The organism is Biomaibacter acetigenes (assembly GCF_003691585.1).
Taxonomy (GTDB): domain Bacteria; phylum Bacillota; class Thermosediminibacteria; order Thermosediminibacterales; family Tepidanaerobacteraceae; genus Biomaibacter; species Biomaibacter acetigenes.
The window spans coordinates 380901-396367 of the sequence record NZ_CP033169.1 but is presented as its reverse complement, the minus strand read 5'-3'; the positions used below and the strand labels follow the sequence as shown (position 1 = coordinate 396367).

Sequence of the window (15467 nt, the reverse complement as noted above, 5' to 3'; positions counted from 1 at the left end):
TCCGCCCTTTTCCTTATTTTTATATTTATTCTTCGGCTTTTATCTCTGTAACTTTGCCGTTCTTTATCCTCAGTTCTATTTCCATGCCCGCCTTTATATCTGAAATTTTATCTATATTGTCCAGGTCTACATCGCTGTCCAGTACAAATGTGTATATCCCGTCTTCATTTTCAACGGTTATCTCCCATTGTGTTCTGAGTGTGAGAGATACTACTTCTCCTTTTAATTTGCCATCTTTTATCTCTTTTCTTTCCCTTTCCCGGTCCTGTATTCTATCCCGGAAACTGTAAACTTTAATCTCAAGGGCTGTTCCATCCTGGGCTTTAACCTCCGCCATGTCGCCTGGTTCTATGTCAGAAAGCTCTGCTGTTTTTCCATCGACGGTAATCTCGGTGTCTTCATTTACCCTGAATGTCACCACATTTGATGTCTTTACGGGGTAAAAGTCTTCCACTTCTATGAGGTCTCCCCTCATGTATATGGAAGCCTGGGCTTTCAATGTGCCCACCACAACTATTCTTTTACCCACATAGTCTTCCAATCCGTCGGTATCTCCGATGAGTGCGAAGGTGCCGGCTTCTGTGGAAAGTTCATAGTGCCATCCTTCTACATTATTCTTTTCCAGAATCCCCACAAATCCCTTATCATTATCTTTAACATAGGTGAACAGTGACACGGTTTTGTCATCTTCATCCACATCGGTGACAAGGCCCCTGGCGCTTACAGTGATTGGCTCTTCGTTCTTTTCAAGCACCTGAATAAACACCACATCGCCGTCGTCATTCAGCACCAGTTCCACTCTGTCTCCCTCGTTTAAATCTTCCATATCCCTGTACTTTCCATCGATGTAAACCGGCGTATTTTTTAATACATCATAGGTCTTTTCGCCGAAACTGTTTTTTATGGTTATGGTCAGCTCCTCAATGTTTACATCTTCCACAGTGCCTACCAGTTCGTTTTTGTCTTCCGGTTCCAGAGTGCCGTCAAGCCTGTTGACGAGCACTGCCATTTCCGCCCGTGTGATAGGATTTTGGGGTTTGAATAGTCCTTTGTCGTCACCTTTCATCAAACCCAGATCTGTTATCACATATACATATCCTACGGCATCTTTGGGAATTGCTTTGGCATCCTTGAAGGACAGCTTATCCTTCATATGTTCCCGGGCTTCAGCTTCTTTACCCAGGGCCCTTACCACATATCTTGCTACCTCATATCTTTTTGCGGGAGCGTTGGGGTTGAAACCTTTCAATTCATCGGGCTTCACCAGGCCCTTTTGAACTGCCAGCGCAATATAGTAATATCCCTTTAACCACGGCACCTGAAGGTTCTTAACTGAATTGGGAAGGACTTTGACTCCATCTACTTCTTCCTCCCATCCCATGATTCTCAGGGCAATCACAATGGCTTCCAGGTTGGATATATTGTTTCTAGGTTTAAATACATCTCCTGGATAGCCTTTGAAAATCCCTTTTGCATACATTTTGTCAATGGCCATTCTCGCCCAGTCCAGGGTCTCATCCACATCCGAAAAACCCATTTTCCATTGAGCTTTGCCCTGAAGGTTACCCTTGAAGTTTTTTCCCTCGGCGCCTTTGGCAAAGGCGGCAGGTACCACCATTGTCAGAGCCATCAGCATTACCAGTAGCATGACTGTGAGTCTCGCGGTTATTTTCTTCATACATACCCTCCTATTTCCCATTTTTTTCTTTTTTCCCTTGTTCCGGAACAGGGATTTGTTTTTTCATTATATAATATCGTAAAAGATATGGAAAATATGAGGTTATCTGGAAGATGTAACAGTATTGTAATAATGTTGTAATATTGCTGCTACATTTTCTTCAATATGCCGTTTAATAAAATGTCCAGGGCTTTTTCTTTCATTTTTTCCAGAGAAAGTTCAGTATCATCATTATCATTAAAGACAGTCTCAGCAAAAAATATTCTCCAGGAAGTCAGAAACATCACCGCCGCCAGGTGTAAATCAACATGGCGCAGCCTGCCTTCGTCAACACCCTGCTGTAAAACATCTTCCACCAGCTTGACCATTTTTTTCTGCCCTTCTATAATCCACATGTGAAGGTCACGGCTGATATATGCAAAGTCATGGAACATGAGGTTCGCCAGGCTTCTAGCATGAGTGGCAAATTTCATATGGGTGTCCATCATATTTTCAAGTTTTTGCTTGAAATCTCCGCCCTCTTCCACACTTTGCTTTATGGAGTCGTAATACCATGTCATGCATTGTTTCACCATGCCGCAGAAAAGCTCTTTTTTGCCCGGAAAGTATTCGTATATGGTGCCTTTTCCGATGCCCGCCTTCTGGGCAATCTCCTCCATTTTTGTCTGGTGAAAGCCTTTCTTTATAAATACTTCAAAAGCTGCTTCGATAATTTCTTCATACCTTTCAGTTTTTCTTTCTCTAAATCTGCTTTCGGTTTCCATTTATTTTATTCTCATCTCCCTATGATCGAAGGCCGGAATTCGGAGGTTGGAGGCCGGAATGGTCTACATTTCCGCCCCTCCATCACATATTAATACAGTGCTCCTCCTGTGGCTGACCCCGTATTTTGTAGTTCGTTTTGAGAGGGGAACCCTCCCGGAGTGGATGTACTACCAGCGCCGGTGGAAATGCCGCCTGATACCGGAATATATACTACATTTTCGAGCCTTATCTTCGCCAGATTATAATTGCAAATTGCCTGATTCCTCTGAAGCTCCACCTGTTTCAGCGTTTCCTCCGCCTGCGACACATCCACTCTTCGCATCATCCCGGCTTCGAAGCTCAATTTTGCCAGGCGCAGGCTTTCTTTTGCCATCTCAACGGATTTATCCAGCACCGGGATATTTGCCACGGCTTCCTGCAGGTCAAGCAAAATCTCTCTTACTTCGGCTTCAACATCCTGTTTGGTATTTTCCAGATTCATCTTTGCTTCCTGAAGGGCATATTCTTTTTCCTTATATTTGAATGTGTTTGATGGATACACCTTGCTTGTCAGGTCAAAGTCCAGCTGCGCAATATCTAGCTTACCTTGAGCTTCAACTATGTCCATTCTTTTTTGCTGTGCATCCTCAATCAGCTTGTTGAGGTCTACAGCATTTTCCGCAGGCTTGTAATCAAAGGCATCCGTAAGTTCTATTTCTTTTTCAAGGTCTATGTTCAAAAGCTTTTTAAAGTTGATGTAAGCCTTTTGCTTACCCAACTCCGCCGTGGATACCGCCGCTTGAGCCCTGGCTACCTGCACCTGGGCATCCATCAGGTCCCTTTTTGCTATCATGCCGGCTTTAAGTTTGACTTCCGCAATTTTCAACAATTCCTCCTGCCTTTTAAGGGCATCCTGTGCTATTTTCACATTGTCCCTTGCAGCCAGGGCTCCGTAATAAGCGGCCTCGACCCCAAACCGGATATTCCTTAAAGTGGCTTCAACACCCGCCTGCGCCATCTTGAGGCCAAACTCGGCATTTTTCTTGCCCATTTCCATGTTATATTTATAATCAAAGTCCGAGGTGCTTATTTTAAACATATCTATTTGCGGTAGGCCCAATGACGGTGCATTATTACTCTCTTCTTCGCTTTCTTTATCTTTTTTCTCTCTATACTTCAATTCTTTTTGCGCCAGTTCCGCCTTTTCCACTGCCAGCTTTGACAGCGCCACCTGGGGATTGTTCTCCTCCGCCATCTTCAATGCATCGGCAAGAGAAAGTTTAATTACTTGCGGCTCTTCAGCCTTTTTCTCCCCCTGAGCAAAGGCAAAACCCGTAGCCACGAGCGATGTTATGATTACCGAAATCAAAACCAGCTTTTGTTTCTTTATTAAGTTGACCATATTCATCATCCTCAATATATTTTTATTGTCATGGAAGCATAAACTCTATCGGGATTTTTCGGCCGTTACTGCCCTGCGACGCCTTCCGATGCGTATCCTTTTCCATATGCTTCCGATATCCTCCAGTATAGTATATATCACAGGTATTACTACAAGGGTCAGGAGTGTTGAAAAGGTCAGGCCGCCGATAACGGCAGTGGCCATGGGGGCCCGAAGTTCCCCGCCTTCACCCAGACCAAGCGCCAGGGGAAAGAGACCCAGTACGGTCGTCAGAGTTGTCATGAGTATGGGTCGCAATCTTAAGGGCCCAGCTTTTATAATGGCCTCTTCCCTGCTCATGCCCTTATGCCTCAATTGATTTATAAAATCTACCAGTACTATGGCGTTGTTGACCACAATGCCCGCCAGCATGATTATACCGATGAAGGCCGGCATGTTTAGATGCCTTCGGGTTACCAGCAGGGCAAATACAACGCCGATAATGGCCAGAGGTACCGTAAACATAATGCCTAAAGGCTGTGATAGTGATTCAAACTGGGCTGCCATAACCATATATACCAGTATCACAGCCAGTATAAAGGCCAGGAACAGGTCCCGGAAGGATTCCATCATTTGCTCCTGCTCTCCGCCCATCTTAAAGCTGTAACCTTCAGGCAGACTGATGGCAGCAAGTTTTTTCTGAATCTCATTGTTTACGGTTCCTGCGGCTCTTCCCACCACATCACCGGTTATGGTAACCACCCTGGTCTGGTCATCCCTGTCTATGGTTACAGGGCCAATACTCTTTTCCACTCTGGCAACATCGCCAAGGGTTATCAGGGCCCCCGACGGGCTCGGTATCAAAAGGTTTCTCACCTTACTAATATCATCGATGAGGTTTTTCTGAGCTTTTATCACCACATCTACTTCATCACCGCCCACCTTATACTTGGTGGCAGTACTGCCGGCCACCGCCGAGTTCACCGCCTGAGCTACCTGGCTTGTAGAAAGGCCGTAAAGGGCTGCTTTATCCCGGTCCACTTTAATGTCCAGTTCCGGCTTTCCGCGCTCCAGACTGCTTTCCACCTCCCGGGTTCCGGGCACGGATTTTACTATATCCACAACACGGTCGCTAATCTCTTTTAATTTATCAAAATCATCGCCTTTGATGGAAATGGAGATGGGCTTCAGTGTGCCTCCACCCCCGAAATCCATACTGCTCATGGTATCAACCTTTACCTCTGCTCCCGGCATCCTCCCTGTTATTTTCCTTATCTCTTCAGCTAGATCCTGGGAGCTTCGCTTCCTCTCTGACAGGGACTTAAGCACAACAGCTATGTTTGCAACATTCTTGCTTTGCTGGCTGCTGTCCTCCAGATATGATGTAGACGAGCCCACATTGGCAAGAACTCCATCTATCTCCTTAATCCCTTTTAGCTTTTGCTCTATCTGTGAAACAAATTTGTCTGTCTCGTCAAGGTTCGTACCATCGGGCATTTTTACAGATACGGTTATCATTCCGGTATCGGATTGGGGTAAAAACTCCGTTCCAATCAGGGGAATGAGCACAATGCTCAGGATAAATAGCACCGCAGCAAATATCACTACAAGTTTTCTGTGAGATAGCGACCATTTCAGCAATCTGCCATAATTTTTCTCGGTTCTTTCATAAAATCTTGAAAATGAATCCAGGGAAATATTTATTATCCGAAATAAACCATTTCCGGCGGCGCCCCGAATTGTACTTCCTCCCGCAGCCCCGGTCGCCTGAATTAGTCTGGATGAAAACAGCGGCACTACCGTCAGGGCTGCTGCCAGGGATGACAGCAGTGAAAAGGTTACCGTCAGAGCCAGCTCCTTAAAGAATTGGGCCGTTATGCCCTGAACAAATATAATGGGCAGGAACACCGCTATCGTAGTCAGTGTGGACGCGGTCACCGCCATGCTCACTTCATTGGTGCCGGAAATGGCAGCCGTAATGGCCTCCTCACCTTCCTGGCGGTGCCTGAAAATATTTTCCAGCACCACTATAGAGTTATCCACCAGCATGCCCACGCCCAGAGCCAAACCTCCCAGTGACATCATATTCAAGGTAAGATGGTTGAAATAAATAAGCACAAAGGTGGCTATAATGGAAATCGGGATGGATAGTGCAATTATCACAGTGGTTCGCAGATTCCTTAGAAAAAGGTAAAGCACCATTACAGCAAGCAGGGCGCCCGTTATGGCATTGCTGGTGACGTTACCTATGGACTTTTCGATGAATTCCGCCTGGTCCAGCACCGGCACATATCCTATTCCCACGGGCACCACCTTTTTTATCTTTTCCATTTCCGCCTTTATCCTGTTGGCCACCTGTACGGTGTTGTAACTGCTCTGTTTGCGTATCATCAGCGTTATGCTGGGTTTGCCATTGAACCTTGCTATGGTGGAAACCTCTTTATGAGTATCTTTAATCTCTGCCAGGTTCTTCAGGGAAATAGTTCCTCCCTGGGGCAGGGGTATGGGAAGGTTTTCTATCTCGGATATGTCTTTAAATTGAGCGGTGGTCCTGATAAGATAGTCTTTTTTCCCCTGAGATACGGTGCCGCCGGGGAGGTTCATGTTCTCCGCCTGCAATGTCCTGGCTATCTGCTGCATGGAAAGCCCGTAAAAAGCCAGCTTATCTGGGTCAACATTGATATCTATTTCCCTTTCCAGACCGCCCACCACATTTACCGAGGCCACGCCTTCCAGCCTCAAAAGCCTTTTGGTGATGACATCATCGGCGATGTTTTTTAACTGAACTATGTCATTTCCCCCGTAAAGGGCCAGTTGCATCACCGGCATCATGGAAGGATCAAATTTTATGACCATGGGTGATTTTGCACCTTCGGGAAGGAAGGGCTTTATGAAATCTACCTGTTCTCTCATGTCCAGGGCCGCCATATCCATATCGGTTCCCCAGTTGAATTCAACAAATACCGTAGAATTCCCCTCGCTGCTGAAGGACTGGATATTTTTTACATTACTGATAGTGGACAGCATTTGTTCCAGGGGTTGTGTTATCATACTTTCCACTTCCTGAGGGGACGCTCCTTTGTATTCGGTTATCACCACCGCCCCGGGGTATACGAAATTTGGAAACAGGTCTATACCGAGCCTGGTGAACGAAATAAAGCCCAGCACTAGCATTATGGCTATAATCATGAGCATGGTCACAGGGCGTTTTATGGAAAAACTAGCCAGATTCATTTCACGTCACCCCGGTTCTCAACAGAAACTTTTACGCCATCCTGCAGCAGGTCCTGGCCTTCTACCACGATCTGCTGTCCCGCCGACAGCCCTTTTGTTATTATTATCTTTCCCATGGATGCGGCTCCGGTTTCTACCTGACGGGCCTTTGCCACATTTTTCTCCACCGTATATACAAGCCTGTTGCCGTCATAGGACACCACCGCATCTTCGGGCACCGTTACCACTTTTTGATGAAAACCCACTATCAGCTTTACCCTGGCGAACATACCCGATTTTAAAAGCCCACTGTCGTTGGATACCAATATTTTTACAGGATATACCTGAGTCCTGGGGTCTTTATAAGGACTTATACTGACAATCTGTCCTTTTATTCCCGGAATCCCGGCAGAATCTACGGTGACTTCGGCCTCCTGGCCTATATGTAAAGCGCTAATCCTGTCTTCGGTGACATTTATCTCAATCTCGGCCTTTTTTAGATCTCCCACAGTCACCACGGTCATACCGGGGCTGAGCATCTGGCCTACCCGGGCGTTGATAAATCCCACGGTCCCGTCAATAGGGGCGGTTATCAGGGTGTTGTCAAGAGCTGCCCGGGCTGCGGAGAGCGCTGCTTTTGCCTGGTTCACCTGGGCTTCGGCAGCAAAGATGCTTTCCGGCGCTGTTTTCTCCTTTGTGAGCGTGAGCTGGGTTCTTGCTGATTCAAACTGTTCTTTTGCCACTTTATACTGAAGCTCGGCGCCTTCAAATTGCTGTTTGGAAACAGCTCCCTGTTCCAGCAGGTTTTTCATGCGGTTGTAATTTTCCTCGGCATTCTTAAAATTAGCCTGGGCCTGATTAAATGCCGATTCCAGCTGCGCGATCTGCTGGGGCAGCTGGCCGTTTTTCAGGCTGTCAAGCTGCGCCGATGCGGCATTATATGCGGCCTGGGCTTGATTTACCTGGGATTCCACATCCTTTTGCTCGAGCTTTATCAGCACCTGGCCTTTTTTTACCTCCTGGCCTTCCTTTACCAGTATATCCTCCACCTTTCCTCCCATTTTCGCCGAAAGACTTACTTCCCCGGCGGCCTGCACCTTTCCGGGGAATGACTGGTACTCTGCCAGGTCCTCTACCTTCGAAAATGCGGTCCTGACAGCCACTACCTTCTCCGGCTCTGAAGTGGCCGTGGGTTTCTGGCCGCACCCCGAAAATATTATGACTGCCATCAGGATGAGCAGTATGTAAGCCATTTTTCTATTCTTTACCTGCATGAATTATCCTCCTTTTATCGTATTAATAACCCCCAAAGCCGACCGACCGGTCGGTTCTGAAATATTATATAAATTTTCCTTATACACTGTCAATAACATTGTTGTTAATTTCAGGTTAATTTTTACCGAGAATAATACTCTATGGCTTCAATGGCCACTATACAGCTTGCCAACCATACCACACCGATTAGGAATCCTGCCAGGATGTCTGTAGGATAGCTCATTCCCAGATATATGCGGCTTGCGCCCATAATGGCTATTAACATGAGCCAGATAACCGCTGCCGTGATTTTATGCCGACTTTTTGCTTTTTTGGTGATTAAAAATGCTAAAAAGCCCAGAAAAGCCGTGAAGAGCAGCGCCGTACCGCTGGGAAAACTATAAGCCAGGAAACCCAGAGGGTGGTCCAGCGGTAAAAGCCTGGGCCTTTGAAATAGGGATTTCAGTCCCCACTGGATGACAAAGCTCCCGGAAAAAGTTATTAATATCATGGCAGGATACATGGCATTTTTATGTAAGTATTCTGCCCATAGCAAGCCCGCTGCAAGCAGTACCAAAAGCGCCAGGGGTTGCTGCAGAACATTGATTGCGTTTACTATAACATCTATGGCCGGACTTTGAATTGATTTAAAGATTTCAATAACCCCCCGGTCCAACCACCCCAGCTCTTTTTCAAGCATTTCCGTGACAAGTTTGATAAACATCATGCCAAATATACCCGCTGTGATCAGGCCTCCGATGATGTAAATGCCAAACTCGCCGAACCTTACAATATATTTTTCCGAAGTCTTTTTCGCAAAGCTATATCCCGGTAATTTTTCCGGTGTGAAGTGGATGGTTATCCTGGTCTTTTTAACCATTATATAAATGACCAGAGCCACCACCGCCAGCAGGAAAGAACCCGGTCCCAACAGTTTGTTTATATAAACCATGGCATTTTCTCCCATGGCCATTATTATGGCGCTTTCCATGAAAAATCTGGCGCTCCTGCTTAAAAGTGCCGCTATGAAAAAGGTGGTTAGATTCATGCGAAAAACTCCCGAGGCTATGGTAAAAACCTTATAGGGAATGGGTGTAAAACCTGCCACCGCCACCGCCCATCCGCCGTAGCAGGCAAACATGTCCTCTATTTTTTGAATGTTGTTTTCCTTTACAAATCTCGAAAGTATAGGTCTTCCCGCCCTTATGCCTATAAAATACCCGAACAGGCCTCCCAATGTAGACGCAATGGATGTTATGGCCGCATAGTAAAGCCCCCTGGCCGGCGACATAATAGTCAGGGGAATCAGGACTATGTCAGGCGGTACAGGGAAAAAGGAAGCTTCCGCAAAGGCCAGAATAAAAAGCCCTATGGCTCCGTTCTGTAGAAAGAAGTCTTTGGTTCCTGCTATAAATTCCATGATTCCACTCATTACCGTCACCACTTTGTTTTATTTTCTCACATTATTTTTATACGTAAAAAATAAAAAAATGTTTATCCAGAAAAATTATAATAAAAAAATCGGAGCTTTGAAAGCTCCGGAAATCAGGGGTGACATTTGTACTTAAAATTCTATTTTTTAAGTATGATTGGAGAATCGATGGAAAAATACAAGCTAATGTTATCTCCAATTTTGAATGCGTTCATAAATTGTGCAGGAACGGAAATATTGACATCTATTCCGCAGTCTACTGTCATTCTGATTACATTTCCGAAAGCAAAAAGCGACTTTACCCTTCCATTCCAGCAGTTTTGTTTTATTGAGCCATCCTGGCAACAGCCTATCTCAAGATTATTACTGCAGGCATCAAGTGGGATGAAATTTATTTTATCTCCCCGGAGGGCAATTTTCACCTCATCACCTACGCTACTACATCTTTCATATTCATAATCGCCGGCTTTTTTGACAACCATGGTAAGACCCTTTATATCTGCTATTAATGTTTCCAGCCTTTCCTCAAGGATTTTTGCCGGCCATATGTTTTCAATGCCTACGAATCTTGCGAGCTTTTCGCACGCGGGGTAATCAAGTATTCTTTGGGGAGGAGCCTCCTGTACCGGCAGGCCCTCCATCAGCGCCATAGTCCTGTCCGCCAGAAAGGCTACTTCCTTGAAGTCATGGCTTACAAAAAAGGTAGTGACGCCTGTGGAATGAAGCACATCGGAAAGCTCCAGCAGCAGAGCCTCCCTGGTGGGGGCGTCCAGATTGGCAAAGGGCTCATCCAGAAAAAGGACCTCAGGCTCCAGGGCAAAAGCCCTGGCAAGGCTCACACGCTGGGCTTCCCCGCCGGAGAGAGCCCGGGCCCAGCGGTCCGAAAGATGCGCCACCTTGAATCTTTCCAGCCAGAAACCCGCCCTTCGCCTGGCCGAAGCGGCATCCACCCCGCGAATTCTCAAGCCCGTGACGATATTTTCCTCTACCGTAGCATCCAGAAGAAGCGGTTCCTGAAAAACCACCGCCATGCGCCGACGGATTCTTATCCTGTCTCGAGGCAAAACCCTTTCACCCCTGAAGTACACGCACCCATCGTCAGGATTCTGCAAAAGAGCCATAACCCTTAAAAGGGTGCTCTTACCTGACCCGTTAGGGCCTATCACCGAAAAAACCTTGCCTTCTTCCAGGCCTACCCTTTTCACCTCGAGGATACGGCTTTTTCCAGCCCTTACAGATATATCCTGCCCCTCAATAATATACATTCCTGTACCTCCGCTGCTGTATAAAGGTCAACCACAGTGTGGCGGCATAAGCCAAGAGCATCAATATAAAGCTTAAAGCCAGAGCTATATCAAAATGCCCCTTGCTGGTTTCCAGCACTATGGCGGTAGTTAGAACCCGGGTGTAGTTCTGGATATTGCCGCCCACCATCATGGATGCTCCCACCTCCGATATGGACCCGCCAAATCCCGCCATAACCGCCGCCATCAGTGAATAGCGCGCTTCTTTCAGCATCAAAAAGAGCATCTGCAGGGGTGTAGCTCCGAGTGCCATGATCTGCCACCGGAGCTTCCTGTCTATTTGCTGGAGAGCTGCCGTAGAAAGCGCCAGAATGATAGGCGTAGATATTACCGTCTGGGCGATTACTATGGCAGTGGGCGTATACATTATTTTGAGCATCCCAAAGGGGCCGCTCCTCCAGAGCATGAGGCTCACCCATAGCCCTACCACCGTGGGCGGTAAGCCCATGCCCAGGTTGGCAAGGCTTATCACGAACTTCTTGCCGGGAAAATCCCTGAGCGTGAAAAGCAGCGCCAGCGGCAGGGCAATGGCAATGCTTATCAGGGTTGCGGCACCGGTAACCTTAAGTGTAAACCATGTAATGCCGAGAACTTCCCGGTCCAGGGAAAAAAGTAAAATAAACCCTTTTTTTAAGCCCTCTATTACGGTGTCCAATAAAATCCCTCACAGTCAGCGCAAATAATAACGAATTATTTCCCCAGCGTTTTTTTCATCTTTTCCCGCATCGGGAAAGAACAGAGGCTGGCCGAATTTATCCTTTCCAAACTCTCCTATAATCTTCTGAGTATCAGGAGCCACCATAAAATCCACAAAGGCTTTGGCCCCCTGTTCATTTATCATTCTGGCGGCATTGGGATTGTTCTTCTTAATATATTCCGGATTTGTCTGCATCACGTGGTATATGTTGAGAAGGGAAGCGTCTCCTTCCTTCAATATTTCCAGCTGCAGCTTATCCTTTTTGGCAAGATAGGTACCCCTGTCGGTGAGGGTATAAGCGGCTTTTTCTGAAGCGACATCCAGCGTGGCGCCCATACCCTGGCCTGTGGACTGGTACCACTTGCCTTCGGGTTTCTCGCCCGCCTTTTTCCAGATGTCCAGTTCTTTTTTGTTGGTTCCGGAATCATCGCCTCTTGAAATAAATACAGCCTGTTTTTCGGCAATGGCTTTAAAGGCTTCCACTGAATCCTTTACATTTTTTATGCCGGCAGGATCATCTTTGGGGCCCACTATGATGAAATCATTGTGCATCACCAGTTGCCGATTGATGGCGGCACCTTTGTCTACCAGCGCCATCTCGGATTCAGGTGCGTGCACCAGCATCACATCGGCATCGCCCTTTTCTCCCATGGCCAGGGCCTGGCCTGTGCCTACAGCAATGGGTTTGACCTTGTAGCCCGTCTTTTGCTCAAAAATAGGTATCAGCACATCCAGCAAGCCGCTATCCTGGGTACTGGTGGTGGTGGAAAGGATAAGTTCATTGTTTTCAGGAGCGGGTGTCGGGGAACTCTCCTGATTTGCGGCACCAGTCCCCGGTGAAGAAGTTTCCGTTTTCGCCGGTTCCGTCTTGGCCCCTCCGCATCCCGACAAAACAATGGCAAAAATCAGTACCAGCATTGCTGCGACTAAAAACCACGGTTTCTTAAAATACTTCATAAAAAATACCCCCTTCTGTTTGATAAATACGTTATGTAAATTTAGACATAATGATATTATTCGACCTTTATTCGTTTTTTCCTGCATGTTTTTATATACCCTCAAAAAATATGTGCGCTTTTCGAAACTTATTTATGGTATTTGATAGGTTTTTTTAATTTATTGAGTAACCCGAAGGAAGAAAATATATTTTCGAGAGATAATATAAATAGTTTGGATGTTCAAAACGGTTTGTGAAATTTATGCCTATCCTGTTATTTTTGGCCATTTTTCCGGATTTATTTTTATATTTTTCGGGCGTATAATATATAATCGTGTGATTTTGTATATTTTGGGGGGGAATATCATGGAGCTCCCACAGCTCATTTATTTAGGTGTAATCGGCTTATACCTGTTTTTTTTCCTGCTCTTTCTGAGATATTTTGTATGGAGACACTATTCCAATAAACACTACTGGTCAAAAAGAAAAGTGCTTTCAGCTTTTGAGCTTGAGAAACTGGCAGAAGAAAAAGGCAAAAAATTGCCCATGTTTTCTATTTTAGTGCCGGCCCGGGAGGAAGCCGATGTTATAGGACAGACTATAGAACACCTGGCAGGGTTAAACTATCCTCACGATCTCTTTGAAATAATTGTCATAACTGATGAAAAAGAACTTTCTTCCGGTAAAAGCCATACTACTCAGCAGGTGGTGGAAGATAAAATTAGGGAATTTACCACCAGGGGAAATTGTCCCGTATTAAAACATGTTATGGTCCCCTATGATTTTGACGGCAATTTTCAGGGACAGGGCCTGGGAAAACCGGTGCCTTCCACCAAAGGCCGGGCTCTAAATTACGGCCTTTCCTTTATAGACGGTTCTTCGGATATATGTGGGTTTTACGATGCCGAAAGCCATCCGGAACTGGATGTCCTTTTATACATAGCCCAGGAATGGATAAATTCGGAAAAATCCAACCGCATCTGGCAGGGGCCGGTTTTTCAGGTCAGGAATTTCTTCTACCTGAGCCCTATAACCAGGATCGCCTCCCTTTACCAGGCGCTATCCCATGAGTGGTATATGCCCGTTCTTATGAAAATGCTTCCCTTTGTCGGCGGGACAAATCTTTTTATCGAATCAGACCTTTTAAAAAGAATAAAGGGCTTTGACTGCAAAGCTCTGACCGAGGACCTTGAAATAGGTGTAAGGGCTTATCTTGCCGAAGGCGCCTGGCCTGATTACTTTCCATATATAAGCACTGAACAAACTCCCGAAAATTACAGATCTTTCTTCCGGCAGCGCTTGCGCTGGGCGGCAGGACACATCCAGGTCATCGAAAAGTTTAAAAACACGCCGGAATACGCCGGACCGAAAAAAAACAGCCTTCTGAAGACGCTGCTTTTAAAAGGGGAAGTGGAGTGGACTCTTTATCAGATAGCGGTGCTGGTACCCCTGGCGGTTATATGGCTTTCATACAAAGGCTTGATAGACCCTTCGGCATTACCCGACGGGTTCAGGATATTTTTGAAATCTCTGGTTTTCATTTACTTCGGATTTACATATTATCTCTATATTGTTAAATATTATCGGTATATGAAAAAAAGAGGCGCCGTAAATTCCTTGATGGCCCTTATATCCCTTCTGGTCCTGCCATTGGCGGGATTCCTTCTGCCCCTACCCTACACCGGAGCCCTGATCTTAAGAGCCTTCAACAGTCAGCCCCGGGCATGGGTAAAAACTCCCAGAACCAGAGAAATAGCAGAAGTCAGCATGAAAAAGGCATAACCCCGGCGAACCGGGGTTTCTTATTACGTATGGGCAGTGGGTGGCAATACCCTAAACATTCTCGCTTTGTTGTTCTAGAGCTTTTTGATGTTCTTCATGCAGAGTCTCACTTCTTCCAGGGTGGGCATGGCAGGTATGCCCCCTCTTTTTGTCGTACATAACCCCCCTGCGGCACTGGCAAAATCCAGAATACCCTCCAGCTCCTGTATATTTATTTCATCAAGGAGGATACCCCTTTTGCAAATACCGTATAAAAGAGCCCCCATAAAAGCGTCTCCAGCGCCGGTCGTGTCTAATACCCTGACATCATAAGCCTTTACAGAGCCGGTACCGGATGAACATCTATAGAAACAGCCCTTTTCTCCCATGGTTACCAGCACCAGCTTTATCCCCATATCGAATAATTTTCCGCTACCTTTTTCTAAATCCTGTTCTCCGGTCAAAAATTCCATTTCCTCTTCTGATAATTTTAGTATATCCGCAGATTGAAGGCCGAGGAACATACCCTCTCTGGCAGCGGCATCATCCTTCCAAAGAGGCGGCCTCCAGTTGGGGTCAAAGGATATTACTTTATTTTTTTTCTTCGCTAGATTCAGCGCATGAAGCGTGGCACTCCTGGCCGGTTCATGGGTCAGGGACAGAGATCCGAAATGAAATATTCGAGTATCGGCAATGATTTCGGGTTTGATATCCTGCACATCCAGCATGATATCGGCCCCGGGGTTTCTATAAAAGCTAAAGCTCCTTTCCCCTTTTTGGTCAAGATGCACAAAGGCCAGGGTGGTGTTCGCCGAATCCGAAAAGCTCAGGCCTGCGGTGTCAATACCGTGGGATTTCAACACTTCTTCCAGAAAATGTCCGAACTGGTCGTCACCAACCTTTCCTATAAAGGCGCTTTTACCGCCAAGTTTCGATACGGCAGCAAGAACATTGGCAGGAGCCCCGCCGGGGTTAGCCTCGAATACGGGACTTCCAGCCGGTGTATGCCCCGCCGGAGTAAAATCAATCAAAAGCTCTCCCAGTGCCACCACATCAAACATATTTT

The 15467-nt window shown here is 46.3% G+C and carries 11 protein-coding genes; 1 reads left to right on the top strand and 10 read right to left on the bottom strand.

What is annotated here, in order from left to right; translation table 11 throughout:
- Window positions 1-25: 25 nt before the first annotated feature.
- From D2962_RS01890 to D2962_RS01850, 9 genes are all read right to left on the bottom strand, one after another.
- Window positions 26-1678 carry an S-layer homology domain-containing protein gene (locus D2962_RS01890; protein WP_122013936.1) on the bottom strand — a complete coding sequence of 551 codons (1653 nt, stop codon included), beginning with the start codon at window positions 1676-1678 and terminating at the stop codon, window positions 26-28.
- A gap of 149 nt (window positions 1679-1827) precedes the next feature.
- Entirely contained in the window at window positions 1828-2442 is a 615-nt protein-coding gene (locus D2962_RS01885) for a TetR/AcrR family transcriptional regulator (protein ID WP_120767819.1), read from the bottom strand.
- An 89-nt stretch (window positions 2443-2531) separates the two neighbouring features.
- Window positions 2532-3824 (bottom strand): TolC family protein, encoded by a 1293-nt coding sequence (locus D2962_RS01880; protein WP_162991057.1) that lies wholly within the window; start codon window positions 3822-3824, stop codon window positions 2532-2534.
- A gap of 45 nt (window positions 3825-3869) precedes the next feature.
- A complete protein-coding gene (locus D2962_RS01875) occupies window positions 3870-7037 on the bottom strand; it encodes an efflux RND transporter permease subunit (RefSeq protein ID WP_122013934.1) in 3168 nt (1055 codons plus the stop codon).
- Window positions 7034-8290, bottom strand: coding sequence for an efflux RND transporter periplasmic adaptor subunit (locus D2962_RS01870; protein WP_122013933.1), 1257 nt, complete (start codon window positions 8288-8290; stop codon window positions 7034-7036). Before D2962_RS01870 ends, D2962_RS01875 begins: the two co-directional genes overlap by 4 nt.
- 122 nt (window positions 8291-8412) lie before the next feature.
- Window positions 8413-9702: a DUF4044 domain-containing protein gene (locus D2962_RS01865; RefSeq protein WP_122013932.1), complete on the bottom strand. Its 1290-nt coding sequence runs from the start codon at window positions 9700-9702 to the stop codon at window positions 8413-8415.
- A 140-nt stretch (window positions 9703-9842) separates the two neighbouring features.
- Complete coding sequence (locus D2962_RS01860; RefSeq protein ID WP_122013931.1) at window positions 9843-10967, bottom strand: ABC transporter ATP-binding protein; 1125 nt, start codon at window positions 10965-10967, stop codon at window positions 9843-9845.
- Window positions 10954-11661: an ABC transporter permease gene (locus D2962_RS01855; RefSeq protein WP_120767825.1), complete on the bottom strand. Its 708-nt coding sequence runs from the start codon at window positions 11659-11661 to the stop codon at window positions 10954-10956. The genes D2962_RS01860 and D2962_RS01855 overlap by 14 nt, the downstream gene beginning before the upstream one ends.
- A 15-nt stretch (window positions 11662-11676) precedes the next feature.
- The gene (locus D2962_RS01850; protein ID WP_245984842.1) at window positions 11677-12660 is read right to left on the bottom strand and encodes an ABC transporter substrate-binding protein; all 984 of its coding nucleotides are present in this window, start codon (window positions 12658-12660) and stop codon (window positions 11677-11679) included.
- Between the two features lie 346 nt (window positions 12661-13006).
- Between D2962_RS01850 and D2962_RS01845 the strand changes: the two genes are divergently transcribed.
- The gene (locus D2962_RS01845; RefSeq protein WP_122013930.1) at window positions 13007-14422 is read left to right on the top strand and encodes a glycosyltransferase family 2 protein; all 1416 of its coding nucleotides are present in this window, start codon (window positions 13007-13009) and stop codon (window positions 14420-14422) included.
- Between the two features lie 74 nt (window positions 14423-14496).
- On the opposite strand, the gene D2962_RS01840 is transcribed toward D2962_RS01845, so the two are convergent.
- Window positions 14497-15462, bottom strand: a complete 966-nt coding sequence (locus D2962_RS01840; protein ID WP_122013929.1) for a carbohydrate kinase family protein — start codon at window positions 15460-15462, stop codon at window positions 14497-14499.
- Between the last annotated feature and the right edge of the window lie 5 nt (window positions 15463-15467).

Bases quoted from the DNA above. Each gene is read 5' to 3' on its own strand.
- D2962_RS01890 (WP_122013936.1), bottom strand. From the start codon at position 1,678: ATGAAGAAAATAACCGCGAGACTCACAGTCATGCTACTGGTAATGCTG.
- D2962_RS01885 (WP_120767819.1), bottom strand. From the start codon at position 2,442: ATGGAAACCGAAAGCAGATTTAGAGAAAGAAAAACTGAAAGGTATGAA.
- D2962_RS01880 (WP_162991057.1), bottom strand. From the start codon at position 3,824: ATGGTCAACTTAATAAAGAAACAAAAGCTGGTTTTGATTTCGGTAATC.
- D2962_RS01875 (WP_122013934.1), bottom strand. From the start codon at position 7,037: ATGAATCTGGCTAGTTTTTCCATAAAACGCCCTGTGACCATGCTCATG.
- D2962_RS01870 (WP_122013933.1), bottom strand. From the start codon at position 8,290: ATGCAGGTAAAGAATAGAAAAATGGCTTACATACTGCTCATCCTGATG.
- D2962_RS01865 (WP_122013932.1), bottom strand. From the start codon at position 9,702: ATGAGTGGAATCATGGAATTTATAGCAGGAACCAAAGACTTCTTTCTA.
- D2962_RS01860 (WP_122013931.1), bottom strand. From the start codon at position 10,967: ATGTATATTATTGAGGGGCAGGATATATCTGTAAGGGCTGGAAAAAGC.
- D2962_RS01850 (WP_245984842.1), bottom strand. From the start codon at position 12,660: ATGAAGTATTTTAAGAAACCGTGGTTTTTAGTCGCAGCAATGCTGGTA.
- D2962_RS01845 (WP_122013930.1), top strand. From the start codon at position 13,007: ATGGAGCTCCCACAGCTCATTTATTTAGGTGTAATCGGCTTATACCTG.
- D2962_RS01840 (WP_122013929.1), bottom strand. From the start codon at position 15,462: ATGTTTGATGTGGTGGCACTGGGAGAGCTTTTGATTGATTTTACTCCG.